Genomic DNA, 24,305 nt, shown 5'->3' on the forward strand with positions numbered 1-24,305 from the left:
CCCGCCGCGGGGTGGACCTGCGTCCATTACCGGCTCGTGACACATCGCGGACCATCCGCTGATATCCGGGTGACAACGTCAGCCGCATGATCCAAGACGCGGTACGCGCGCTGGCCAAGGCCGAGGTCGACCTGGCGGCGGTCGCCAGCAACGTGCGGGCGATCGCAGGCGTGACGCGTACCCCGTTGATGGCGGTGGTGAAGGCGGACGCCTTCGGTCACGGCGCGGCGATGGTGGCCCGGGCAGCGTTGGACGCCGGCGCCGCCTGGCTCGGGGTGACCTCGGCATCCGAGGCGCTGGCCCTGCGCCGGGCCGGCATCAGCGCCCCCACGCTCAGCTGGTTGCACCGGCCCGACGACGAGTTCGACGCGTTGGTCGCCGCCGACGTCGATGTGGGCGTGTCGACACCGACCCACCTACGCGCGACCGCCGAGGCGGCGCACCGGTTGGGCGTGCCGGCGATGGTGCAGCTGAAGGCGGACACCGGACTGTCCCGCAATGGGGCCGGCGGGGAGCACTGGGCGGAGTTGGTCGACCGGGCCCGCAGCTACGAGGTGGAGGGCAGCGTCCGGGTCCGCGGAGTGTGGTCCCACCTCGCCGACGCGGACATTCCGGGGAGCCCGGTGCTACGGCGGCAGGTGGCACGGTTCGAGGAGGTACTCGGGATCGCCCGGGACGCTGGCCTCCAGCCCGACCTCGCGCACCTGGCGAACTCGGCGGCCGCGCTGTCCGCCCCGACGTCCCGCTTCGACCTCTGCCGGATCGGGCTGGCCCTGTACGGCGTCGATCCATTCGGTGGGAGCGGGCCCGACAGGTTCGGGCTACACCCGGCGATGACGCTGCGCACGAGCGTCGTCAACGTGAAGCGGGTGCCCGCCGGCACCGGCGTCTCGTATGGACTGAGTCATGTGACCACGAAGAGAACCACGCTGGCACTGGTGCCGCTCGGCTACGCCGACGGCCTGCCCCGGACCGCCGAGGGCCGCGCCGCGGTGTGGCTCGCCGGCCGGCGCTGCCCGGTCGTCGGGCGCATCGCCATGGATCAGTGCGTGGTTGACGCCGGCGACCTTCCCGTGACGATCGGCGACCCGGTCGTGGTCTTCGGCCCCGCGCAGGGCGACCAACCGACGGTCGCCGAGTGGGCGGGATGGGCGGGCACCAACCCCAACGAGATCCTGACCGGAATCGGGGCCCGGGTGGCCCGCGAGTACCTGCACGAGATGGTGATGATCTGATGAGTACGCGACTGGCGGTCCTCTACGGTGGGCAGAGCAACGAACACAAGGTGTCCTGCCACTCGGCGGAGAGCATCCTCGCCGCGCTGGACCGGGACCAATACCAGGTCACCGAGGTGTTCATCGGCTGGGACGGCGGCTGGCGGGTCGACGGCCAAGCCGCGCCGCTCACCACGGCCCTGCGCGCGCTGGACGCCCAGGACGTGGTGTTCCCTGCGCTGCACGGTCCGTACGGTGAGGACGGCACCGTCGCGTCACTGCTGGAGTGGCTCGGCACCCCGTACGTCGGCAACGGGGTCTTCGCCAGCGCCGCCGGCATGGACAAGGCCACCACCAAGAAACTGCTCAGCGCCGAGGGCCTGCGGGTTAGCCCCGGCGTAACCCTGCGCCCCGGTGACGGTCTCGCCCCGGCCGACCGGCAGCGGCTGGGCCTGCCGGTCTTCGTGAAGCCGGCCCGCTCCGGGTCCAGCCTCGGCGTCACGCGGGTGGACGACTGGTCGCGCCTTCCCGCCGCACTGGCCTGGGCACGGACAGCCGATCCGAAGGTCGTGGTCGAGCAGGCGGCCGGTGGACGCGAGATCGACGTGGCCGTGCTGCAGCATCCCGACGGCCGGGTGGAGGCCGGTCCCCCCTTGGAGATAAACGTGACTGACGCCGATTTCTTCGACTACGGCGCGAAATACGAGGACGGTGCGGTCTTCGACATTCCCGCCCGGCTCGACTCCGCCACCACCGAGCTGCTCCAGCGCCGGGCGGTACGCGCCTTCCACGCCCTCGACTGCCGTGGGCTACTCCGGGTCGATCTCTTCCTGCCGACGAACGGATCCACCGAGCCCATCGTCAACGAGGTCAACACCTTCCCCGGGTTCACCCGCATGTCGCAGTACCCACAGATCTGGCAGCGGGCCGGAATCGAGTTCCCAGCCCTGCTCGACGTCCTGATCCGCGGCGCGTTGACCGACTACGGTCGGTCGGCACCAGCCGGGATGACCCGCCGCACGCCAACTCCACGGCCCGGTCCCCTCGGCGTCACCACCGGGCCGGGCCGGACCGGCTAGGAGCCGGCCGGGTTGGGGTACCCGGTCAGCTGGCCCGGATAGTTGGGACAGGACTGGGGGCTCAGGTGGCCGTCGGAGTCGTGCAGGGTGACCGTGGCGACCTGCCCGGGGCTTGCCGCCGCGAGGTCCACAGTGCAGACAATCTGTTGGACGGCGGTCACTGACAACGTGGTCACCGGGCTCGACAATGTCACCACGAGGTGGGCACCGTCGGTGCTCGGGACGACCTCGGCCGGAACGGCGTCGGCGGGCACCTCGCTCGTGAACCCCTCGCGACGTTCGTGCGCCGCTGGGCCCGCCGCCAGGAGCCGAAGCACCTCGGCGGGGGGTAGGTCGCCTGGAAATAGCTACCGCTGACAGACCTCGAACCCGTCCATCCCCGGCAGCATAAGGTCGAGGAGGACGACATCGCAGGCGTCCTCGTGCAGGTGGGCCAGCCCCTGCTCGCCGGTCGCCACCGCGTCCACCGTGTGGCCCTGCCGGGTCAACGCCAGCTGCAGTCCATCGCGCACCGTTTGATGGTCTTCGATCAGCAGAACGCGGGGCATGTCGCCTAGTGTCGAACCCTCGACCGAGTTGGTGTCGCGTGTGGGGCGACCTGATCCAACACGCGACGGCCGATATCGCTATCCCATCGGAGTCGGATGGTCGGCTTCAAACCGGGCTCGGGTCAGGAAGGCCAATTGGGCCCGCTTGTCGGGCATGTCGATCTCCGCGGCGAAGGTGAACCCTTCGATCCGTAGCCGGCGCAGCGCGGCCTGGTTGCGCACGTCCGGCTCCACCACGATGCGCCGGGTGGTCGGATCTCGCAGCAGAAACCGGGCCAGCGCGGGGCCTACCGCCACGGTGAGTCCGCGTAGGTAGCGCCGGATAGCGCTCCCCCACCGGGTCCGCCTCCGGCCGGTAGCCCTGGAACAGTCCGACCGGCTCACCGTTCAGCAGAATCAGGTACGCATGGTGGGTGTCCAACCCGTCGAGGAACGCATAGGTCTACCGCACCTGTTCGAGCGGGTGCGACCCCATGCCCCAGAACCGGTTCCGGGGCATGGTCAGCCAGCCGTGCAGCAGTTCGGCGTGCCGGTCGGGGCAGACCGACTCCAGCGTCAGTGCACCGAGGTCGGGGATTTGCTCCTGATAAATCATGTAATACCGCCTTTCGTTCGGCGCCCGGGCGGAAATCGGGTCAGCAGCTTGGAGTCCGGCGGGCAGGGAGCGGTACCATCGGAGCTTCCGCTTAGGTTAACCTCTCCTAACTTAGGCTGACCTTAGCTGGAGGCGCTGTGAAACGGAACTGGGAGGGCCTGGTCCTCCGCGCCATGGGCGGTCGGGACTTCCGGCTCACCGTGTTGCGCACCGAGTCGGTCGCCGGGCGCTACCAGCGGCTGCTCCTCGACGACGGTGGGCTCCTGGCGGCGTGCGGCATACACCCGACGATGTGGATCCGGCTCTGGGACCGCGCACTACTGGGTGGGCTGCGAGGCGGCCAGCACCCGCCGCATCACCCGGCACGTACGGCGGACACTCTGCGTCGGCAAAGACCAGCTCACCTCCCTCGGCTACTGGCGGGCCGCCTGATGAACCGACTCGGCAGCCGGACCACGCACGACGAAACCGCGACGCGATGAGCGGCGCTTCAGCGACCGCGACCACGTCGGTCGGCCCCTCTGTCGCTGGCGGCAAGGTACCGCACCGCTGGCTGATTCTCGCGGTCCTCTGCCTGACCCAACTCGTCGTCGTCCTGGACAACACCGTGTTGACGGTGGCGGTTCCGGTACTCACGGTGGAGCTCGGCGCCGGCACCGCCGACGTGCAGTGGATGATCAACGCGTACGCGTTGGTGCTGTCTGGACTGCTGCTCAGCGCGGGCAGTGCCGTGGACCGGTACGGACGACGGCGGATGCTGCTGGTCGGGCTGGTGCTGTTCGGCGTGGGCTCGCTGGCGGCGGGCCTCGCCGGCACCTCCGAGCAGTTGATCGCCGCCCGGGCCGGAATGGGCGTGGGGGGCGCGCTGCTGGTCACCGCCACCCTCGCCATCGCCATGCAGATCTTCGACTCCGCCGAGCGGTCTCGGGCGATCGGGATCTGGGCGGCGACCAGCGCGCTGGGCTTCGCCGCCGGACCACCGATCGGTGGAATCGTCCTCGCCCACCTGCCCTGGGGCGCGATCTTCCTGATGAACATCCCCATCGTGCTGGTCTGCCTGCTCGCCGGCCGGGCGCTGATCCCGGAATCACGCAATCCTGCCAGCGGCCGCCTCGACCTGGTCGGCGTGGCGCTCTCCACCGTCGGCCTGACCGCGATCGTCTGGGCGATCATCTCCGGTCCGGAGCTCGGGTGGGCCTCGACGAAGGTACTCGGCGCGGGCAGTGCCGGCGTGCTGCTGCTGGTGCTCTTCGTCCGCTGGGAGCAGCGGGTCGCCCACCCGATGCTGGACATGCACTTCTTCCGGAACCGCCGCTTCGTCGGCGCGGTCTGCGGCGTCGTGCTGATCACGTTCGGCGCCACCGGTGCGCTCTTCCTGCTCACCCAGCACCTGCAGTTCGTCCGCGGCTACCCGGCCTGGGAGGCCGGGCTACGGATGGTGCCGTTCGCACTCTCCATCGTGGTGCTCAACGTTGGCGGTATCGCCACGCGGATAAACCGCCGGCTCGGGCTACCGGCCGCCATCGCCACCGGAATGACCCTGCTCGCCGGCGGACTGGCGCTGGTTACCCACGTGCCCGCCGAGGGCTACGGCACGCTGCTGGCCGGGCTGCTCATCATGGGTACGGGCTGCGCGCTGGCGAACCCGGCCATCGTTGAGGCGGTGATGAGCGCGATCCCCACGGACAAGGCGGGCGCCGGAGCCGGCGTCGACGGCACCATGACCGAGGTTGGCAGCAGCCTCGGCATCGCCGTGCTGGGCGCGGTGCTCAACGCCCGCTTCGCCGCGCTGTTGCCCGCCGCGCTGGCCGGCGCCGGCTCCTTCCCCGCGGCCCTGGCCGCGGCGGGCCCGGACCGGGCGGCGGTCACCGCCGCCTTCGCCGACGCGTTGCGTACCGGCCAGACGGTGGGAGCGGTGGCCGTCCTGGTCGGTGGCCTCGTCGCCGCCGCGCTGCTGCACCGCGCCGACCGCATCGCCGCCCGCGGCTGACACCGCGCCGACCGCATCTCCACCCGCGGCGGAGCCTCCGCTGCCGACGTGGTCGGGCTCCCGGTTCCCGCAGCACTCCCGATAGATCCACTGTGATCGGCGTCGCAGGTCGTCGGCACCCGGCCGGAGCCGATCGACCCTAGATTCAGTGCATGGTTCCCCAGGAGGTCGCCCCGACCCACACGGTTGCCGGGCGGTGAGCCGCTGGCCGGGGAGCTCGCCGATCCCGCCACCCGGGCCGCTGCGGACCCTGGCCTGGGCCACGCTGACCAACACCGTGGGGATGGGGCTCTGGGTTGCCGGTTCGGCACTGTTCCTCACCCGGAGCGTCGGGCTGTCCACCCGCTCGGTCGGCGTGGGTCTCACGATCGCCGCGCTGCTCGGGCTGATCGCCAGCGTGCCGTTCGGCCGGCTCGCCGACCGACGCGACCCGCGTACGCTGCGGGCGGTCCTGCAGCTGCTACAGGCCGTTGTCGCCGCGTCCTACCTGCTGGTTGACTCGGTGGCGGCGTTCATCGTGGTCGCGGTGCTCAGTGCGCTGCTCGCTACCGGCAACCTCGCGGTTCGCGCCGCCCTGGTCGCGGCCGTCGGCGGCCCACAGGGACGGGTATCTGCCTTCGCGACCCTGCGCGCGGTGGCGAACCTCGGCACCGGTGCCGGCGCGGTCCTGGCGGGGCTCGCCCTGGTGGCCGACACGCGGGCGGCGTACCAGCTGCTGGTGCTCGGCAACGCCGCGACGTTCGCACTCTCCGCGATGCTGGTCATGCGACTGCCTCCGTTCCCGCCCCGGTCGGCACCGGCCGCCCCGAAGCGTGGCCTCGGGCCAGCGCTGCGGGATGCCCCCTTCATCACCGTCGGTGCCACCTCAGCGGTGCTCTCGCTGCACTCCGTCGTCCTCACCCTGATCCTTCCCCTCTGGGTGGTGTCCCACACGGCGGCACCGACCGTTCTGGTGGCGGCGGTCCTGGTGACCAACACGGTGCTGACAGTGCTGCTGGCCGTGCGCCTGAGCCGCGGCGCCCAGACCGCCACTCCGGCCGCGCGAACGATGCGCCGGGCTGGCCTGACGCTGGCCGCGGCGATGCTGCTCCTCGCCGGCACCAGCACGCTGCCCGCCGGCCCGACGATCGCGCTACTGCTGGTCGCGACCACGGTCTATACCATCGGGGACCTGTGGCACGCGGTCGGTGGCACCGGGCTGGCCTACGACCTGGCCGCACCGGAATTCGTCGGCGAGTACCAGGGCGTTGCCGGGCTCCTCAACGGCCTCGCCGGTGCGGTGGGGCCCGCTCTGCTGACCCTGCTGATCCTCGACGGGGGGCGCCTGGGTTGGGTCGCGCTGGCGCTGCTGTTCGCGGTCACCGGCCTGTTCACCCCACGGCTGACCCGATGGGCGGTATTGACCCGCCGCCCATCCACACCAACGCCGGAGCGCCCTCCCGTCCCCGCTGGTGGCGGTTCGGCCAGCTCGGTTGGACACCGAACCGCCTACGGCTCCGCGCCGCCGTCCAACACATAGTCAGCCAGCTCAAGACCTGGAAAGTCCTCAAGACCGGCTACCACCGGATCAGGATGAGCTTCCCCCGACGTCTCACGCACCGGCACCGCACTGAAGATCTTCACACCTCACGACCGGGTGTGAATTCCCCTCCCGGCCTCCTGCCTGATCAAATGCACGACCGTCACCAGGTGAACGAGCTGATCAAGCGCTCCACCGCAGGCCGACCGGATTCAGATGCAACCCCGAACGATCTCCACCTCGGCACCCATCCAAAATCATCGACGGGCCCGACTTGCGGAATATGCGCCAGGAACCCGAAGATGACCACAGGAAGAAGCGCTTCAGCACTTGACCGAACCACTCCCGCCTTATATCCTGAAGAGGGATCAAACCCGGCAACGCTGCCAATTGTGTGCATAAATGCAATGTGGGGTCGGATCCAACACCAGCGATTCGTCGAATCATCCAAAGAACCCGAGGCGACGGATCCGTAACTACCCCTTGAGGCACTAACCCACAGAAAACCTACCTGGACGTCCGCGAGCTCGTGCGCGGCACGCTAATACATTCTGAGCAACCAACGCAGGGAGAAAAGCGGGTGAGCAGAAACGGCGAAGCGTCTGTGGCTGTAATCGGCTTGGGCCCTACCGGAACCTCATTTGTGTGGAAGTTCATCAACGAGCTTCAGACCAATCAATCGACAGTCCCGGTCAGGCTGACGGCTATCGACCCCGCGGAAGAGCCAGGATCAGGATACGCCTTCCAGTCAGCGCACCGTCTAAACATGCGGACCGACCGTTTGCACATCAACCCGCGGGCACCCACCGGGTTCAGCGACTGGTTGCGCGCCCAACCGGGCACACCCGACCACGACGACCTGGAGTACCCACCGCGTTGGCTCTTCGGGCGCTACCTACAACAGGTCCTCCTCGGGGCATTCGTATCGGCCGAACGAGCCGGTGTGGCCGTCGAGCACTGGCCAACCGCGGCAGTAGACCTTGAGCGGAGTGGCGGGTCGTTCCGGATTACCGGTACCGACGGTGTGCAGCGCACGTTCGACGTTGTGGTCCTGGCTACTGGGGAGTCCCGCCACGGCGCCCTCGCTCACTGGGCGGGCCGTCAGAACTTCGTTGCATCTCTCGCCGAGACACGTCAACTCATGCAGATTTCGCCCATCGCACACGTGGGCATCGTTGGCAGCGGCCTGAGTGCCGTTGACATCTGCATCCAACTACTCCGACAAGGATCCCAGGGACGAATCTCCTGCTATTCGCGAACGCGGGGGTTTCCGAAGGTACAGAGCGCGACGGCCGAGCAGCAGCCAGCGCTGCTCGATCCCGACTGGTTAAACCGGGAGACCCGGGCAGGCCGACAGCGGCTCCCGCTAATTACAGCAGCACGGGCGCTGGCGGAGGGACTCGATGCCCGGGCGCGCGAACCCTACACCCCCGGGATGCCAGATGCCCGGGAGTGGTTCTCCCGTGCCGGTCAGCGAAGCCGTCGACGACAGGACGAGAATCAGGTCTTCGCGACCGCGGTCGTCGCCGCCACGGAGTCCCCGACCACCTGGTACGACGCACTGAACTCGTTGTCGCCGCACACCCCCGCCATCTGGCACGCCATCGACGAGCGCGACCAGATGCTGTTCCTGACGACCTGCCAAGCCCGCTGGAGCGAGTACCGGCACAGCATGCCATTGGTCAACGCGAGGGCGCTGCTGCCTGCCGTGGTGAGCGGACAACTGAGCGTACGCAGCGGGCTGACGTCCGTCGCCCCCGAAGAATCCGGCGCTGCCTTCCGCTGGCGGATCGTCACTCGGTCGGGTCCATCCACCCACGCCTACGATGTCCTCATAGATGCGACTGGTGGGCATCTCACCATCGCCTGTCGACGCGACGCATTACTACGCGGCGCGATCGGACGCGGTCTACTCACGGCCGATCCTCGGGGCGGTGTGCGGGTCCGGTTCGACACTTGTCAGGTTCTCGGCACGGACGGCAGCGCGTGCCCGAACCTCTACCTCGTCGGCCCAATGACATTCGGCACACACTTCTACACGAACTCGTTCGAGACCAACCGTGACAATGCCTTTCGGGTCGCCCGCACCGTTCGCCTGAGCCTTGCCCGACTCCAGCGCCGGGCAGCACGCATACGGCGGACACCACGTGACACCAGTGATAAGGGTAGCTGACGTGGAGAGGCGGATACTGGGTCAACGGACTCTGCACCTGCATCGTGGACACACATTTGTCTGGCGGCGCACAGTGCCGAGCGACGCGGAAATGATCTGGAGATGGTGGACCGCCCCGGGTCTGACGTATTGGGGAACTGCTCCTCGGGTGGCGAAGGTCGGTCCGCCGCCGTACGGCCCCGAGACTGTACGTGACTACCTGGCGCTGCCGGCGGAGCAACTCGGAGTAGAGACAGTCGTCGGTGAACTGGATGGACGGCCGGTCGCCTACGCCGAGACCTATGCGAAGCGGGACAGCCTACTCGCCGATGTGCCCCTAATCGAGGATCAGGCCCGCGGGTCTCACTTGCTGGTAGATCCGGCAGCGCGGGTGGATCGACGCATCATTCTGGAGGTAATCGTGGACGGGGTGGACTGGGCCTTTGAAACGTGGCCGGAGGCCCGACATTACATCGGAGATCCCAATATTCGTAATCGGTCAATGGTGCACCTACACAAAATGCTGGGCATGCGGCAGATCATGGTGGTCGAGCTACCTCACAAGACCGCCTGCCTCGTCGCGGTCAGCCGAACCGACTGGACCAACAACCGCGAGCGGGTCGCCTCGCTCATCCGTTGAAAGGGGCGGTCGCCATGCCGACGGAGCCAGCACCGCGCGGCAGCACGGAGAGCGGGCTAGTGGAGCGGATCTACGCTGCCCGAGGCGGTGAGATACTCATCGCTGAGGCCGGCCAACGAGTATCGCTCACAGACCTCCTGCAGATGAGCCGGACGGCGTCCGCGCAGTTGCGCGCTGATGGTGTCCGTCCGGGCGACCCTGTTGGACTAGTCTCAGAGAACGGCCTGGTGTTCCTGCGCGCCCTACTCGGGATCCTGCACTGCGGCGCGGTGGCGGTACCGCTCGCTACTCCCTCGGCCATGGGTGGGGTACACGGCTACATCGATCACCTTCGACGGGTCCTGGCCGACTCCACGATGCGACATCTTGTGGCCAGCTCGGCATGCCTGGGAGTAATTCGCGGCCACTCAGCCGACCTACCCCCGGTCAAAGTTATCGATGGCGATGCGCTGCCGACAACAGGACCGGAGCTCACCGAGCCGGCCGACATCGACTCGCTCGCGGTGATCCAATACACCTCCGGCAGCACCCGAAATCCCAGGGGCGTCGTCCTCAGCCACCGCAACGTGGTAGCGGGACTCGACGCGATCGTCGATGGGTGCGCATTGACGGAAACAGACGTGGCCGGACTCTGGATCCCACTGTTCCACGACATGGGACTCTTCTCAACTCTCGCCGCTCTGAGCCAGGGCCTACGCGTGGTCGTCTGGCGTCCGTCGACGTTCGTCCGGCAACCAGCAGCGTGGCTACAGCAATTCGTCCACAACGGTTGCACGGTCACCACCGCCCCGAACTTCTTTTATGATCATCTGGCGGATGATGCCAACCGAGTTCCTAAGGATCTCGACCTGTCTGGGTGGCGACTGGGCCTCAACGGCGCAGAGCCGGTCCAGGCCAGCACGGTCACCCGGTTCCAGAAGGCCTTCACAGACCGGGGCCTTCGCCCCAATGTGATCATGCCTGTCTATGGGATGGCGGAAGCGACACTCGCCGTCACCTTCCCGCGGCCCGGAGCCCGCCTGTCCCACCTCTGGCTCGATCGAGCCCGCACTCGCGACAGCAGCCTCGTCGTCCTCGCCGAGCCCGGTACGCCTGGAGCCCGTCCCCTCGTCGCCGTGGGCCAGGCTGTCCGGGGGGTCCGGGTCCGCATTGGCGGTGCCGACGGCGCCGAGGACCACCTCGGTGAGATCGAGATAACGGGAACGCCCGTCACCAGCGGCTACTTTCAGCAGCCGGCGGGGGAACTCTTCACCATGGACGGCTGGCTGCGTACGGGGGACGAAGGGTTCGTGCACGGCGGTGAGCTCTATATCGCCGGCCGAACCAGGAACATGGTGGTGATCCGCGGCCACAACTACTACGCCGAGGACGTGGAGGCGATCGTCCGAGACGTGCCGGGGGTCTACCGCCGACGATGCGCGGCGGTCGGCGAGGACCACGAGCGTGGAGAACGACTAGTCGTAGTGGTGGAGACTGCGATCGAGTCGAGCGACGAGCGACAGAATCTGATCGGTCGTATTCGATCTGCAATCTCCGCGGAACTCGGTCAACTCGATGTCACGGTGCAACTGATGCCGCCGCAGAGCATGCCCCGCACGAGCAGCGGCAAGGTGCAACGGGCCAAGGTGCGACACAGCGCGCCACCGACGACCTGAAAGCGGTGGGGATCTCAACACAACTTAATTAGCGGAAAGGAGCTGCCATGCCTGATTTCCACACCACGGTGGAACAGCAAATCCGGGAGGTTATCGCGGACCTGCTGAACTACCCTGTCGAGACGGTCGACCAGGAGGCTGGTCTTTCCGATCTCTCCGGTCTGGACTCGTTGACCCTCTACAAGATCCTAGACAAGATCGAGGCGAAATTCGACATCTCCTTGGATGAGTCCGAGCTATACGAGGCTGGCTCCCTGAGCGACATGACTCAGCTTGTGGCGGATGCGTTGGCGGACAGAAGCCCTGATGCAGGAGAGACCGCGGTTCCATCACAGAACCCGACCACAGCGGATAGTGACCCCGATGAGCGGCAGTGAGGCGGACCGCCCGACGGTCGCCGGCATGGCTGTGGATGATCTCGTCGCGTGGGCTCGGGAGTCGGCCGGCGACCATGGCCACCGACCACTACGGTTCCTTCCCGCACTCCGGCGCCTACTGGAAGCGGTGGCCGGCGAGGCGTTTCTGAGCTCTTTCGGTCGTCAGATCCTGCACGATTTCGTGGTCACCCAACTCGTCACACAAATCCAGACGAGCAAGCTCGTGAAGGCCAATCCAGAAATCGAGCAGATTCCGCTGGAGAGCGTCATCGTAATCACGGGGATGCCACGCACAGGCACGACGGCCCTGCACAATCTACTGGCAGAGCATCCCGAGCTGCGGGCACCCCGATTGTGGGAGATGCTGGCGCCAGCTGCCTCCACCGACCCCACCGCACGCGTCCGGATGATCCAGGTCGCTCGCAACTACGTCGAGCAATACCACCGAGTTGCACCGAGACTCCGGGACCTGCATCCATTGGACCCGCTCCGGCCCGACGAGTGCCACCGGCTGACCGCCACCACATTTTCCAGCTCGATTTTCGCGCAGCGCTACCACATACCGAGCTACCTAGCCTGGCTGAACGAGCAGAACCTGCGCGAAACCTATGAATATCATCGCTTACTGCTGCGGTGCATGCTGTGGCGGCGACCGGGGCAGCACATCGTGCTCAAGTGTCCGTCCCACCTATGGCACCTGGACGCGCTGGCTGCAGCGTACCCGCGGGCACGGATTATCCGACTCCACCGCGATCCGGCCGCCAACCTGGCCTCGGCGAGCAACCTCACCGCGGTCGTGCGGGGTGCCAGCGGGGCCCCAGTGAATTGCCATGCCATCGGCAGTCAGTGGTTCAGATACGCCAAACTGGGGCTGTCGAACCTGCGCCAGGGAGATCGATACGGGACGGCCGCGCTCACACTCGATGTACGACAGCAAGACCTGCGGGCGGACCCGTTAGGTGTCGCCGCACGGGTATGCGAATTCGCCGGGGTTTCCCTGCGTCCGAACGCAGCTGCCCGGATGGCGCGGCACCTGAACGATCAAGCCCCGGAGCGCCCTGGTAGGCCCGGCTACTCACTCACCGATTTTGGCCTGGACCAGACCCGGATCGATCGACAGTTCGGCGACTACCGCCTCGAGTTCAACGTATGAAAGCACGTCGTGATCCGACGGCGGATCGCTACTGGAAAGAAGGGAATCATGGCAGACATCGCCGAACAGCTCGCCAGCGTCCACCGGGACATCGGCCATCGGCGCATTCCCGCAGGTGACGGTCACAGCGTCCGACTGCGTCGCGGATACCAGGCAAGCCTGGAGGAGGTATGGGCCGCCCTCACCGACGTGGACCAGATCTCGCGCTGGTTCCTTCCGGTCACCGGTGAGGTGCACAGGGGTGGCGCCTTTGCGTTCGAGGGCAACCTGCGTGGCACCGTCCTGCGCTGCGAACCGATGCGACTATTCACCCTGGCGATGGTGATCGGGGACAGCCCGGCGTCCGAGGTGGATGTGCGGTTGTCCGACGGCACCGGGGAGACCATCATCGAACTCGAGCACACGGCCACCGTTGACCAGCGATTCTGGGCGGAGTTCGGTCCGGGTGCCACCGGGGTCGGCTGGGACCTGGCACTGCTGGGTCTGCACCTTCACCTCCGAAACGAGGCCATCGTCACCGCGAACCCGAAGGCCGGACAACACTCGCCGGAGTTCACCAGCTTGACCGTGTTCAGTAGCCAGGCATGGGGAGCGACACTCCTCGCCGCTGGTGCGAGCGCTGCGGAGGTGGCCACGGTGGTGGAGCACACGGCTGCGCTGTACGCCCCACCGGCCACGATGTTCGCCACCCGCAACTGGATGCGGGCCAGCCGCGCCGCCTTCTTGCGGCACCTTGTGCCAGCGCCGGAAGTAGAATCCTCCGATGGCGACTGACGGGAGTCTCCATGGCACCTACGCGGCGGACCAGTCGGCCGCACAGCTTGAGCAGTTCCTGGGGGACCCGAACCATCCCGACGCGGTCTCCGCATTCTCCCGCAGCGTGGAGGAGGATGAGCGCGACGACATGCCCTGGCCGGCGATGGACGCGCTACGTTCCTGGGGGTTCCCCCACTTTCTCGTACCACAGGCCCTCGGTGGTCGGATGCGATCCTTCCAGGAACTGTTTTCGATGTGTCGGACGATTGCCCGTCGCGACCTGCGGCCCGGGGTGTCGTACGGCACGACTCTGCTCGGCGCCAACCCGGTCTGGTTGTGGGGGAACGCCCGGCAGCAGCATTGGCTCGCCAGCCGGCTACTCGCCGGCGATTTCGGCTCATTCGCGATGTCGGAACGCGACCACGGCAGTGACCTCGCCGGGTGTCAGGTCTCCGCCCGGCGTGACGGCGACCGGTACGTGCTGAATGGCGAAAAGTGGCCGGTGGGTAACGCCACCCGCGGGGCATTCTGCACCGTCTACGCCGCTACCGGTCCCCGCAGGTTCTCGCTTCTCCTCGTGGACAAGCAGCAGATGCCGACCGGGCACTGGTACAACAGCCCAAGCGTGCCAACTGTCGGGCTACGTGGCCATGACCTGAGTGGCATGGTGTTTTCCGACTGTTCAGTTCCCGCCACCGCGCTGCTGGGGCGACCGGGCGCGGGCATCCCACAGACGCTGAAGGCCCTACAGATCACTCGTACGCTCATCGCCGCGCTGTCGTTGGGCAGTCTCGACACCGGTTTACGCCTGGCCTACACGCACGCCCGCGGGCGCCGCCTCTACGGGGCACCGGTCACCGAGCTGCCTGCGGTCCGGGACATCCTGGTACGGGCCTATCTTGACCTGATCATCGGAGAATGTGTGTCGATCCCGGCGGTGCGAGCAATCACCGAGGTACCCGAACGGCTCAGCCTGTGGTCCGCGATCGTGAAGTACTTCGTCCCGGTCACGGTCGAGCGGGCGCTGGCCGATCTCAACACCGTGCTCAGCGCCCGGGGATACCTGCGCGACACCGTTTCCGCCCGCACGTTTCAGAAGCTGCACCGGGACCAGGCGATCGCGAGCATCTTCGAGGGCACGACTCACGTGAATCTCAGCTCGATAGCCGCGGACCTGATATTCGCTCCCAGCGGTTCAGGCGGTGATCCGTCCCTGCTGCCGGCCCTGTTCAACCGACGGGCTGAACTGACACCGTGGATACCTGAGGGCCGCCGGCTGCACCTGACCAACGGTGGTCGGGATGAGATTGGGGGTGCGTGGCCCCAGCTCGCAGCGCGCCTGTCGTCGTGGAAGCCGGTGCGCCGGCTCGATGCGGCCTACCATGAGCAGACCGCGCGGTTGTTCAGCATTGACCGACGAGGATACCGGTCAATGGTGGGGCAGACGGCAGCACGAGTCCACTGCGTACTGCACGCCGCTGCCTGCGTAATTCTCAATGGGACCTACAATACGGGCGGCCTCTTCACGGACGAGAGCTGGATGATCGCATCCCTGGACCGGCTTACCCAACACCTCGATCCCACATGGCAGATATCGCCGGGACCGCTGGCCGCAGTCGAAGAAATGCTTATCAAGCAGGTGGAGGCGCCCGAGCTATTCTCGCTGACCCCGATCCCGTTGGCGATCGGATAACTACGAAAGGACAGCTCTCGTCGATGGAACCCACGCAGGAGTACATCTTTCGCAACGGGAACCAACTCGGGGTGCAAAGCTACCCGGAGCCGGACCACGCCGACGCACCTGCCGTTATCATCTGGCCTGCGATGGGCGTGCCAGCGCGTTTCTATCGGCCGTTCGCCGAACAGCTCGTGGCCGAGGGTTTGGCCGTCCACGTGGTGGACCTGCGAGGTGTCGGCGCCAGTTCCCCTCGCCCCGACCGCGGTTCCCAGTACGGATACCCGGAACTCGCCGCCGACGTCGGCGCCGTACGTGACTGGTTGGCTCCCCGCGTCGCCGGGCGATCCACGCTGCTGCTCGGCCACTCCCTGGGGGCGCACATCTGCCTGCTGCACCTCGCACTTGGCGACAGGTCCGGGCCATCCGGCGTTGCCGTGGTGGCGGCCGGGCTCGCCTACTGGCGGACCTACCCGCGTGCCCGCGGACTACTGACGCTGGCGCAGACACAAATGGTCGCGAAGGTCACGGCGCTACTCGGCGTCTGGCCGGGTTGGGGTTTCGGCGGCCGACAGGCTCGCGGAGTGATCCGCGACTGGGCCTACACCGCTCGGCACGGTCGCTATCGGTCGATCGCCGGGACCGATCCGGAGCCCGCACTGGCCGCGCTTCGCGTGCCGGTACTCGCGGTAAGCATCGCTGGCGACGATTTCGTGCCCTCGTTCAGCCTTGACCACCTGTGTCGCAAGCTCGTCTCAGCACCCATCGAACGGGTGCACTACAACGATGAAACCACGGTCCCCCTGAACCACTTCACCTGGGCTCGGACCGAGGGCTCGCTTGCCCGCCGGGTGGCCGACTTCGCGAACCGGCACTGACGCGACCGAGGCGGCGGTGGGTGGGATGCGGGCAGAACCCGAGCTTCAACACCGAACCGCAGGACTGGAGCAGCTTCGGCGGGGTTCCGGTTCTGGTAGACGGCGGGTGGGCCAGCTCGGATGGACACCGAATTGCCGAACGGATGACGGGTCAGACCTTGAGGAGGTCCACGTCGTACCGCGCGATCGACCCGTCGCGCGAGGCCAACGTCATGCCTTCCGTGGTTGCCTGTGCCACCAGCATCCGGTCGAAGGGATCACGGTGATGCGGTGGGAGGCGACCGGCGGCGATCGCGTGGACGTGCGTCACCGCCAGTTCGCGAAAGCCCATGCCCCGGACCCACTCCGCGAGGTCGGGCGGTCCAGCGAGCTTCCCCGCCGCCTGTTTGATGGTGATCTCCCAGAGGGTGACCGGAGAAAGAAAGATGTCCGGGTCATGACGAAGCCGATCAAGGAATGCCGGTTCCAGGTTTGCATCGCCGGTGATGGCCCAGAGCGCGACGTGGGTATCCAGTAACAGGCTCATGCGCTGATGCCGAAGTCACCGGCGATCTCGTCATTGGTGTGGGGCGAGTCCCAGTCACCGGAGAGGTCCACCTGCCCGCTGAGGGAGCCGATCGCGGTGCGGTTGACCCGGCGCACCAACGGCACGACCTTTGCCACCGGAGTGCCCGCCCGGTCGATGAAGACCTCCTCACCGCCTTCCACCCGCTCGATGATGCGGGACAGGTGGGTCTTGGCGTCATGCATGTTGTAGTGCGCAGCTTCGGTCAACCTAACCACCTCCCAGGTTAGCTAACACCTTAGCCGAACGCGCCGGGTCGCTTCGCTGATCGCGCAGCAGTCCAGGCGACGGCCGACACACTGCAAGTGGGGCACCCGGGAGTCGATCACGTCGCCGCCGTCGCCGGTAGTTCGCGCGCTGCCGCCAGCGGTGACAGGACGGCCGGCAGGAACGCGGCTGTCATCCCGACCGCCCCGATGAACAGTACGGCCTGGGCGCCGAACAGCCCGCCGAGTAGCCCGCCGAGTAGTGCACCGATCGGCATGACGCCCCATTGGACGAAGCGGACGATGGCACTCATCCGGCCCAACAGCCGGTCGGGTGTGGCGGCCTGTTGGAGCCCCACCTGCGAGACCAGGCGGATCACGCCGCCGGCGGAGACCAGGGCCAATCCGGCCGCCGCGAGCCAGAGAAGCCAGCCAGGCCGGGCAAGCGGCAGTATCGCGGCGGCCGGGGCCGTGCACAGTGTCGCCAGCCAGACCGCCGGGCCGGGGCCGACTCGGCCGATCACGCGGCGGGCGAGCAGCGCACCGGTGAGTCCGCCGGACGCCATAGCCGACAGCACCAGGCCGATGCCGAACGAGCCAAGGTCCAGGTGCCGAGAGAGGAACACCAGCAGCATGGTCTGGTAGGTGATGAGGAAGAGGCTGAAGATGCCGTCGGTGAACAGGATCGGGCGTAGCATCGGGTGGCCGAGCACGAACCGCAATCCTTCCCTGACCTCCCGGATGAGATGCCGGGTGAGGGCACTCTCCGGCTGTGGCTCCGGCTTGCGGATCCGGAGCACGCCCAGCGCGGACAGCAGCATCCCGGCGGAGCTGACGACCAGGGTCAGCGGTGCACCCAGCCCGGCGACCAGCGGTCCGGCCAGGCCCGGGCCGCTGATGCTCGTCGCGGAGCGGGCTGCGGCGATCTTTGCATTCCCCTCGACCAGGTGCTCGCGGCCGATCAGGGCGGGGAGATAGCTGGTGTAGCCGACCTCAAACAGCACGGTCATCATGCCGTGGACGAGCGCAACCGCGAACAGCAGCCCGATCGTCAACGCGTCTGCCCACCAGGCCAGGGGTACAAGCAGTAACAGCGCCGCCCGGACCAGATCCGTGGAGATCATGACCGGGCGCTTGCGCCAACGGTCCACCCAGGCACCGGCTGGAAGCCCGATCAGCAGTGAACCGGCGGTCGTCAGAGCTGTCAGTACGCCGACTTCGAACTCGTCGGCATCCAGCCAGACGATTGCCACCAGTGGCAGCGCGAGAAACACGAACCGGTCAGCGAGCTGACCGGCGAGAGTCGCGCCGTAGAAGCGACGGAAGTCAGGTACGCGAAACAGGCCGAGACGAGGCGTTCGGGAAGCCCGCTCCCGAGTTACCGAGGACATTTGTCGACCTCTGGTACTTCAGCTCCGGCATGGACTGTGGTGTGCGTAGCCCGGTCGGCGAGCACCCGCATAGCAACACCTTCAGGACGCGTGGACAGTGCGACGGAGAGTACCACCAAAAATCGACTTTAATCAGTACTGTCGCCCGGTACCACCACGGTGGGGATGGGGCTCTCGGTTGCCGGTTCGGCATTGTTCCTCGCCCGGAGCGTCGGCCTGTCCCCCCGCTCGGTCGGAGTGGGTCTCACGATCGCCGCGCTGGTCGGGCTGATCGCCAGCGTGCCGTTCGGCCGGCTCGCCGACCGACGCGACCTGCTGGCGCTGCTGTTCGCAGTCACCGGCCTGTTCGCCCCGCGACTGGCCCAATGGGCGGTTTCGACCCGGCGCCCAGCCGCACCGACGCCGGAGCGCCCTCCCGTTCGGGCTGGCGGCGGGTAGGCCCGCCGGACACCGAACCGCAATAGCAGGCTCTTAGTTAGGGGATAACGGGTGACGACCGGCACGCTACGAGTGAGTGATCAATAGTTTGTACATGCTCACCTGCCCGTAGTTGGAGCTACTACACGGAGAGGAGTTGCCGCAGTTGGCCAGGGTGTAGGCCCCGGCCTTGAAATAGTTGCGGGGTCCCGTGTGTCCGATGGTCGCTTGGAGGGCGCCGTTGTAGTAGGCGCGAATCTGCCCCCCGCTGACGACGAACTTTCCCTCGAAGACCGTGTGCAGTTGATACCCGCTGGCGATCAGCTTGTAGTCGCTGTCGTTTCCCTTGGTGAGGTAGAGGTTGCTGCCCTGGAGGCGGAAGGTGGTCACATCGTCGTCGCCGTCATGGATCTGGGCACCGACGACGTGCGGTTTGCCGTTGGGGAGCCGGTTGAACGCCAGCCGGAACGTCAGGGTGTGGGTGCCCACGATGGCCGACCAGGCAGCCTGCCGCGTCCCGTTGTCGGTCATTTCGCGCAGCTCTGAGCGCGAATAGCTGGAGCCGGACGTGGTCACCCCGTTGACCGGGGCGCGAAACTGCACTCCCTGGCAGCTGTGGTTCACCTGAAACCAGGGGTTCACCGCATAGGTGGCGAGGACCGGCTGTTTGACCTCCGTCGGCGAGCCGGGCGATCCGGTCGGCAGGGTGACCTTCCAATTGGTTAGGTCCAGCTTCTGAGCGGGGTAGTCGCAGGGGGCGGCAGCAGCGGCGGTGCCGGTGGTTACGACGAGGGCAGCCGTGATTGCCAATGTGGCCACGATGGTGGTGACGAGTCGGTACGCAGACACGATCTTCATCACTGGGACACCTCCTGATGGAGCACCGACAGTGCGGGCACCCGGTGCAAACAGGCACGAACAAACGGGGGCGCGCCCAGTATTTCCAGATCAATGGCGTCGCTTTACATGTGTTAACTGAACGCGCCAGTTATAAAAAGATTAATGGCATACAGGTTGTGGGTCAATTAATAACGCAATCTCCGCAGCACCCCCGCTGTGACGCCGGCCGGACGGGCGCCGTGGGGCTACGACAGGGTCTGTGCGAGGCGCCCACCCCCGCTACCACTCGTTACGCACCTGTTACTTCCTCAAAACGGCGCGGGCCAATATGTTGTAGCTTACAACAATCGATGGGAGCGTTCCCGACCCCATCCACAGGAGGCACTGTGCATCCAAAACCCGATCGCAGGCGGGGCGGCATGCGTACCCGAACCGCCGCCCTGCTCACCCTCACCCTCACCGGATCCCTGCTGGTCCTGCCCGGGGCCGCGCAGGCCCTGCCCGACCCGGCCCCCGCCGCCGACACCGCCGTCGCGCCAGCGCCGGCCGGCGCCGTGCAGACCGTCGAAGACTACGAGGACGGCGTACCCCCCGAGGTCTTCCTCTTCGCCTCCAGCGATCCCGAGCGGCCCGAGGTGGGCACCGTCGCGAGCGACGACCGGCCCGGCGCGGGCGGCGACAACGACGCCTTCTCCGTCCGGTACGACATCGAGGGCTGGGGTGGCTTCACCCACAACTTCATCGCGCCGGACGGCCACCAGGACTGGCGGGCGTACGACGGGTTCTCGTTCTGGGTGAAGGGGGACGGCAGCGGCCGGCAGGTCCAGTTCGAGATCAAGGACGGCGGCGAGCACGGTGAGGCGTCCGAGCTGTGGGAGTCGTTCTTCATCGACGACTCCACCGGCTGGAAGCAGGTCCGGACGACCTTCCCCGACTTCGCCTGGCGCACCAGCTACCAGCCAGGGGACGGCCCGAAGGACAAGGAGCTGCAGCTCGACCGGATGTGGGGGTTCGCGGTCAACCTGCCGCAGGGCGCCGGTGAACTGCACTTCGACCAGGTGGAGCTCTTCACCAACGTGGCGACGGTCGCCGACTTCGAGGCCCCGCAGCCGCAGCTCAACCCGCCCGGTGGACAGCCCGGCATCATCACCTTCAGCGGCGACGACTCCCGCATCCCGCAGCTGAGCTACGTTGACGCCGCCCGCGACGGCACGCCCGCCGACAACCAGGCCCTCTCCGTGGCCATCGACACCACCACCAGCTGGGCCGGCTTCGGGCAGAACCTGAGCTTCAACACCGAGCCGCAGGACTGGAGCAGCTTCGGCGGGTTCCGGTTCTGGTACTTCAGCCCGCTGACCGTGCCACCGGCCGCGCCCGGCGCCGGGCGCCGCATCGATGTGGAGATCAAAGACGGCGGGGTGGACGCCGAACACAGCGAGCTCTGGATCACCAGCTTCACCGAGGACTGGGTCGGCTGGCGCCTGGTCGAGCTCCCGTTCGCGCAGTTCAAGTACCGCACCGACTATCAACCCATCGGTGGCATCAACCAGGAGCTGGACCTCGACCAGATGTGGGGCTACGCGATGCAGCCCCGCTCCGGGTACGCCGACACCTTCCGCATCGACGACGTTGAGGTCTACGGCGTCCCGCGGGTCGGGCCGACGGTGCGGGTGGCGGCCGACCCCGCGGTCAGCCTCCTCGACGAGGGCGAGTCGACCACCGTCACGATCCGGCTCACCAACACCGATGACGCGCCGCTGGACGACGAGGTGACCCTGCGGTACGCCACCGGCGCCGGCACGGCCACCCCCGGCGAGGACTACGAGCCGGTCGAGGGAGAGTTCGTCTTCCCCGCCGGCACCGCCTCCGGAACCACCCGGCAGGTCACCGTCCACACCCGCTCCGACGAGCAGGCGGAGCTGGCGGAGACCATCCCGCTGACCCTCTCCGGCAACGGCATCGCCGTACCCGAAAACCCACCGACCATCGTGCTGAACGCGCACGGCCTGCCGTACCTGGACGCCTCCCGGCCGGTTGCCGAGCGGGTCGCCGACCTGCTCGGGCGGATGTCGGTCGAGGAGAAGGTCGGCCAGATGACCCAGGCCGAGCGGAACGCCCTCGACTCGCCGAACGACCTGGCCACCTGGCGACTCGGCTCGCTGCTCTCCGGTGGCGGCTCGACGCCCACCCCGAACACCCCCGAGGCCTGGGCGGACATGGTCGACGGCTACCAGACGTACACGTTGCAGACCCGACTGCAGATTCCGCTGCTCTACGGCGTTGACGCGGTGCACGGCCACAGCAACGTCCAGGGCACCACGATCTTCCCGCACAACATCGGGCTCGGCGCGGCTCGGGACCCGGAGCTGGTCGAACGGGTCGGGCACGTTACCGCCGAGGAGACCCGGGCGACCGGTCCGCAGTGGTCGTTCGCACCCTGCGCCTGCGTCGCTCGCGACGACCGGTGGGGGCGCACCTATGAGGCGTACGGGGAGGACCCGGCGCTGGTGATCGCCAACGAGACGGTGATCGACGGGCTCCAGGGCCACGAGCTGGCCGACCGGAAGGACGCCGACCGGGTGCTCGCCTCCGTCAAGCACTACGCCGGCGACGGCGGGACCGAGTACCGGCCGGGCGACGGGGGGTACCCGATCGACCAGGGCGTCGTTGTCATGAGCCGGGAAGAATTCGACCGGGTCCACCTGGACCCATACATTCCGGCGGTGCGGAAGCACAACGCGGGAACGATCATGCCGTCGTACTCCAGCGTCGACTTCACCGAGGACGGGGTCGGCAACCCGGTCAAGATGCACGCCCACAAGGAGCTGCTCACCGACGTCCTGAAGGAGGAGATCGGCTTCGACGGCTTCCTGATCAGCGACTACGCCGCGATCGACCAGATCCCCGGGGACTACGACAGCGACGTACGTATTTCGATCAACGCCGGGCTAGACATGATCATGGTGCCGAACGAGTACCAGCGCTTCGAGGAGACGCTGCTCGGCGAGATCGAGGCCGGGAACATACCGATGTCCCGCATCGACGACGCGGTCAGCCGAATCCTGACCCAGAAGTTCCACCTCGGACTCTTCGAGCAGCCGTTCACCGACCGGACCAACCTGGCCGATGTGGGCTCGCCCGAGAACCGGGCGGTGGCCCGCGAGGCCGCCGCGAAGTCCCAGGTGCTGCTCCGCAACACCGATCAGGTGCTGCCGCTGGCCGACACCGGCAAGCTCTACGTCGCCGGCGCCAACGCCGACGACATCGGCGCGCAGGCCGGCGGCTGGACCATCACCTGGCAGGGCGGCAACGGCGACATCACCCCCGGCACCAGCATCCTCGAGGGCATCCAACAGGTCGCGCCGGACACCGAGGTCACCTACAGCGCCGACGCCTCCGCCCCGCTGGACGGGCACGACCGGGCCGTCGTCGTGGTGGGCGAGCAACCGTACGCGGAGGGCATCGGCGACGTCGGCAACAACGGCTTCACCATGACGTTGAGCGCCGCCGAGCAGGACACCGTCAACACGGTCTGCTCAGCGGTGGACGAGTGCGTCGTACTGGTGATCTCCGGTCGTCCGCTCGTGCTCGACGACGCGCTCGCCCCCGCCGATGCCGTGGTGGCCTCCTGGCTGCCCGGCACCGAGGGGGCTGGCGTCGCCGACGTACTCTTCGGCGAGCAGCCCTTCACCGGTCAGCTGCCGGTCTCCTGGCCGCGTTCGTTGGACCAGGAGCCGATCAACGTCGGTGACGCCAGCTACGACCCGCTCTACCCGTACGGCTGGGGCCTGCGCACCGACGCGACCCAGGACCGGCTGCACGAGCTGCGGGCCGAGCTGGCCGGGATCGAGCAGGACGGCTGGACCCAGGCCGCGGTGCAGGTGCTGGACCTGTCGCTGCGCAACGACAGCTCCTGGCAGGACGACGGCTCGGTCCGCGACGAGCGGCGGGTGGTCACCGAACTGACGGTGGTTTCCACCCTGCTGTCCTTCAGCAGCCGGGACATCGCGGCACAGCACGAACTGCTGGTGTCGACGCTCCGAGATGTCGCGCAGGCGGCGATCGTACGGGAGGGTGTCACCGCCCCCTCGGCGACGCGGACCTCGACCCTGACCGCGGACGCGGAGCACGCGCTCCTGACCGGCAAGCCGACCACGGCGACGTGGAAGCTCGCCGCGGCCTGGCGCATCGCGGCCGGCTGACCGCAACCCAGCTGGGCGGCGCCCGGGGTCAACCGAACCCGGACGCCGCCCAGCACCACACGAGGGCCCGGCCCCTGAGTGGGCCGGGCCCTCTGCTGCCGTCGGGTTCCCCGGAAACCGGGCTTCCTGGGGCTGGGTCAGTGCTGCTTGACGTGGTGCACGAAGACCCGCCACGCCGACGGACCGAACACCAGGGCCGGCCCGATCGGGTCCTTGGAGTCCCGAACACCCACGAGGTCAGGAAGGTTGTCCGCGACCTCAACGCAGTCGCCATTCGCGCCGCTGCGGGTGGACTTGCGCCAGACAGCGCCGACTAGGTTACTCACGGTTATTCATCTCCTCGATCAGTGTGGTTACAAACTTGTCCGTCTCATTCGGGTAAAGAGCCTTTTTCGCTAAGAGATGTCTCGTAACTCGGTGGAGGCGTTGTGCGGCAACGGTGCTGGTGTCAGC

The 24,305-nt window shown here is 67.5% G+C and carries 20 protein-coding genes and 3 pseudogenes; 15 read left to right on the forward strand and 8 right to left on the reverse strand.

Features of this window, described 5'->3' with window-relative positions:
- The first annotated feature begins 86 nt into the window (after positions 1-86).
- Both alr and H0524_RS13285 read left to right on the forward strand, forming a co-directional pair.
- Positions 87-1,235: an alanine racemase gene (alr, locus tag H0524_RS13280; RefSeq protein WP_180198923.1), complete on the forward strand. Its 1,149-nt coding sequence runs from the start codon at positions 87-89 to the stop codon at positions 1,233-1,235.
- Positions 1,235-2,293: a D-alanine--D-alanine ligase family protein gene (locus H0524_RS13285; protein WP_180198924.1), complete on the forward strand. Its 1,059-nt coding sequence runs from the start codon at positions 1,235-1,237 to the stop codon at positions 2,291-2,293. The genes alr and H0524_RS13285 overlap by 1 nt, the downstream gene beginning before the upstream one ends.
- Here the strand turns inward: H0524_RS13285 and H0524_RS13290 are convergent.
- The 3 genes and pseudogenes from H0524_RS13290 to H0524_RS13300 all read right to left on the reverse strand — a co-directional run bounded on the left by H0524_RS13290 (position 2,290) and on the right by H0524_RS13300 (position 3,436).
- Positions 2,290-2,610, reverse strand: coding sequence for a hypothetical protein (locus H0524_RS13290; RefSeq protein ID WP_180198925.1), 321 nt, complete (start codon positions 2,608-2,610; stop codon positions 2,290-2,292). The two genes, H0524_RS13285 and H0524_RS13290, sit on opposite strands and share 4 nt — an antisense overlap.
- A gap of 30 nt (positions 2,611-2,640) precedes the next feature.
- Positions 2,641-2,841 (reverse strand): response regulator transcription factor, encoded by a 201-nt coding sequence (locus H0524_RS13295; RefSeq protein WP_255435930.1) that lies wholly within the window; start codon positions 2,839-2,841, stop codon positions 2,641-2,643.
- A 78-nt stretch (positions 2,842-2,919) separates the two neighbouring features.
- Positions 2,920-3,436: pseudogene (locus tag H0524_RS13300) on the reverse strand (GNAT family N-acetyltransferase).
- Between the two features lie 137 nt (positions 3,437-3,573).
- On the opposite strand from H0524_RS13300, the pseudogene H0524_RS13305 reads away from it, so the two are divergent.
- The 11 genes and pseudogenes from H0524_RS13305 to H0524_RS13355 all read left to right on the forward strand — a co-directional run bounded on the left by H0524_RS13305 (position 3,574) and on the right by H0524_RS13355 (position 16,231).
- Positions 3,574-3,868: pseudogene (locus H0524_RS13305) on the forward strand (SIP domain-containing protein).
- 46 nt (positions 3,869-3,914) lie between these two features.
- Entirely contained in the window at positions 3,915-5,426 is a 1,512-nt protein-coding gene (locus tag H0524_RS13310; RefSeq protein ID WP_180198926.1) for an MFS transporter, read from the forward strand.
- Positions 5,427-5,622: 196 nt separating this feature from the next.
- Positions 5,623-6,945, forward strand: a complete 1,323-nt coding sequence (locus H0524_RS13315) for an MFS transporter (protein WP_180198927.1) — start codon at positions 5,623-5,625, stop codon at positions 6,943-6,945.
- A gap of 604 nt (positions 6,946-7,549) precedes the next feature.
- Positions 7,550-9,118 (forward strand): FAD/NAD(P)-binding protein, encoded by a 1,569-nt coding sequence (locus H0524_RS13320; protein ID WP_309225097.1) that lies wholly within the window; start codon positions 7,550-7,552, stop codon positions 9,116-9,118.
- A gap of 91 nt (positions 9,119-9,209) precedes the next feature.
- Positions 9,210-9,737, forward strand: a complete 528-nt coding sequence (locus H0524_RS13325; RefSeq protein ID WP_080644782.1) for a GNAT family N-acetyltransferase — start codon at positions 9,210-9,212, stop codon at positions 9,735-9,737.
- 14 nt (positions 9,738-9,751) lie between these two features.
- Positions 9,752-11,392, forward strand: coding sequence for an AMP-binding protein (locus H0524_RS13330; RefSeq protein WP_180198928.1), 1,641 nt, complete (start codon positions 9,752-9,754; stop codon positions 11,390-11,392).
- A 47-nt stretch (positions 11,393-11,439) separates the two neighbouring features.
- A complete protein-coding gene (locus H0524_RS13335) occupies positions 11,440-11,769 on the forward strand; it encodes an acyl carrier protein (RefSeq protein ID WP_018724809.1) in 330 nt (109 codons plus the stop codon).
- Positions 11,756-12,922 carry a sulfotransferase gene (locus H0524_RS13340; protein WP_180198929.1) on the forward strand — a complete coding sequence of 389 codons (1,167 nt, stop codon included), beginning with the start codon at positions 11,756-11,758 and terminating at the stop codon, positions 12,920-12,922. Before H0524_RS13335 ends, H0524_RS13340 begins: the two co-directional genes overlap by 14 nt.
- Positions 12,923-12,970: 48 nt before the next feature.
- Positions 12,971-13,696, forward strand: coding sequence for an SRPBCC domain-containing protein (locus tag H0524_RS13345; protein ID WP_018724807.1), 726 nt, complete (start codon positions 12,971-12,973; stop codon positions 13,694-13,696).
- Positions 13,686-15,371, forward strand: coding sequence for an acyl-CoA dehydrogenase family protein (locus tag H0524_RS13350; RefSeq protein WP_018724806.1), 1,686 nt, complete (start codon positions 13,686-13,688; stop codon positions 15,369-15,371). Before H0524_RS13345 ends, H0524_RS13350 begins: the two co-directional genes overlap by 11 nt.
- Before the next feature lie 23 nt (positions 15,372-15,394).
- On the forward strand, positions 15,395-16,231 hold the full coding sequence (locus tag H0524_RS13355; RefSeq protein WP_180198930.1) for an alpha/beta fold hydrolase: 837 nt from the start codon (positions 15,395-15,397) through the stop codon (positions 16,229-16,231).
- Between the two features lie 151 nt (positions 16,232-16,382).
- On the opposite strand, the gene H0524_RS13360 is transcribed toward H0524_RS13355, so the two are convergent.
- The 3 genes from H0524_RS13360 to H0524_RS13370 all read right to left on the reverse strand — a co-directional run bounded on the left by H0524_RS13360 (position 16,383) and on the right by H0524_RS13370 (position 18,393).
- A complete protein-coding gene (locus tag H0524_RS13360; protein ID WP_180198931.1) occupies positions 16,383-16,757 on the reverse strand; it encodes a type II toxin-antitoxin system VapC family toxin in 375 nt (124 codons plus the stop codon).
- Positions 16,754-16,981, reverse strand: coding sequence for a type II toxin-antitoxin system Phd/YefM family antitoxin (locus H0524_RS13365; protein ID WP_018724803.1), 228 nt, complete (start codon positions 16,979-16,981; stop codon positions 16,754-16,756). The genes H0524_RS13360 and H0524_RS13365 overlap by 4 nt, the downstream gene beginning before the upstream one ends.
- A gap of 140 nt (positions 16,982-17,121) precedes the next feature.
- Positions 17,122-18,393 carry an MFS transporter gene (locus tag H0524_RS13370; protein WP_180198932.1) on the reverse strand — a complete coding sequence of 424 codons (1,272 nt, stop codon included), beginning with the start codon at positions 18,391-18,393 and terminating at the stop codon, positions 17,122-17,124.
- A gap of 138 nt (positions 18,394-18,531) precedes the next feature.
- Between H0524_RS13370 and H0524_RS25425 the strand changes: the two are divergent.
- A pseudogene (locus tag H0524_RS25425) lies at positions 18,532-18,705 on the forward strand (MFS transporter); the annotation flags it as partial.
- 192 nt (positions 18,706-18,897) lie between these two features.
- Here the strand turns inward: H0524_RS25425 and H0524_RS13380 are convergent.
- Positions 18,898-19,668 carry a polysaccharide lyase family 7 protein gene (locus H0524_RS13380; RefSeq protein ID WP_180198934.1) on the reverse strand — a complete coding sequence of 257 codons (771 nt, stop codon included), beginning with the start codon at positions 19,666-19,668 and terminating at the stop codon, positions 18,898-18,900.
- Positions 19,669-20,036: 368 nt separating this feature from the next.
- Here H0524_RS13380 and H0524_RS13385 point away from each other — a divergent pair, with 368 nt between their 5' ends.
- A complete protein-coding gene (locus H0524_RS13385; RefSeq protein ID WP_180198935.1) occupies positions 20,037-23,852 on the forward strand; it encodes a carbohydrate binding domain-containing protein in 3,816 nt (1,271 codons plus the stop codon).
- Positions 23,853-23,989: 137 nt separating this feature from the next.
- Here the strand turns inward: H0524_RS13385 and H0524_RS13390 are convergent, their stop codons facing one another.
- Entirely contained in the window at positions 23,990-24,178 is a 189-nt protein-coding gene (locus tag H0524_RS13390; protein ID WP_018724798.1) for a DUF397 domain-containing protein, read from the reverse strand.
- Between the last annotated feature and the right edge of the window lie 127 nt (positions 24,179-24,305).

It is taken from the genome of Salinispora sp. H7-4 (genome assembly GCF_013416675.1).
Lineage (GTDB): Bacteria > Actinomycetota > Actinomycetes > Mycobacteriales > Micromonosporaceae > Micromonospora > Micromonospora vitiensis.

Excerpts from the sequence above, each read along its gene's own strand:
- H0524_RS13310 (WP_180198926.1), top strand. The coding sequence starts at position 3,915 with ATGAGCGGCGCTTCAGCGACCGCGACCACGTCGGTCGGCCCCTCTGTC.
- H0524_RS13380 (WP_180198934.1), bottom strand. The coding sequence starts at position 19,668 with ATGAAGATCGTGTCTGCGTACCGACTCGTCACCACCATCGTGGCCACA.
- H0524_RS13330 (WP_180198928.1), top strand. The coding sequence starts at position 9,752 with ATGCCGACGGAGCCAGCACCGCGCGGCAGCACGGAGAGCGGGCTAGTG.
- H0524_RS13345 (WP_018724807.1), top strand. The coding sequence starts at position 12,971 with ATGGCAGACATCGCCGAACAGCTCGCCAGCGTCCACCGGGACATCGGC.
- H0524_RS13295 (WP_255435930.1), bottom strand. The coding sequence starts at position 2,841 with ATGCCCCGCGTTCTGCTGATCGAAGACCATCAAACGGTGCGCGATGGA.
- H0524_RS13355 (WP_180198930.1), top strand. The coding sequence starts at position 15,395 with ATGGAACCCACGCAGGAGTACATCTTTCGCAACGGGAACCAACTCGGG.
- H0524_RS13365 (WP_018724803.1), bottom strand. The coding sequence starts at position 16,981 with ATGCATGACGCCAAGACCCACCTGTCCCGCATCATCGAGCGGGTGGAA.
- H0524_RS13325 (WP_080644782.1), top strand. The coding sequence starts at position 9,210 with ATGATCTGGAGATGGTGGACCGCCCCGGGTCTGACGTATTGGGGAACT.
- H0524_RS13285 (WP_180198924.1), top strand. The coding sequence starts at position 1,235 with ATGAGTACGCGACTGGCGGTCCTCTACGGTGGGCAGAGCAACGAACAC.
- H0524_RS13370 (WP_180198932.1), bottom strand. The coding sequence starts at position 18,393 with ATGTCCTCGGTAACTCGGGAGCGGGCTTCCCGAACGCCTCGTCTCGGC.
- H0524_RS13340 (WP_180198929.1), top strand. The coding sequence starts at position 11,756 with ATGAGCGGCAGTGAGGCGGACCGCCCGACGGTCGCCGGCATGGCTGTG.
- H0524_RS13360 (WP_180198931.1), bottom strand. The coding sequence starts at position 16,757 with ATGAGCCTGTTACTGGATACCCACGTCGCGCTCTGGGCCATCACCGGC.
- H0524_RS13335 (WP_018724809.1), top strand. The coding sequence starts at position 11,440 with ATGCCTGATTTCCACACCACGGTGGAACAGCAAATCCGGGAGGTTATC.
- H0524_RS13350 (WP_018724806.1), top strand. The coding sequence starts at position 13,686 with ATGGCGACTGACGGGAGTCTCCATGGCACCTACGCGGCGGACCAGTCG.
- alr (WP_180198923.1), top strand. The coding sequence starts at position 87 with ATGATCCAAGACGCGGTACGCGCGCTGGCCAAGGCCGAGGTCGACCTG.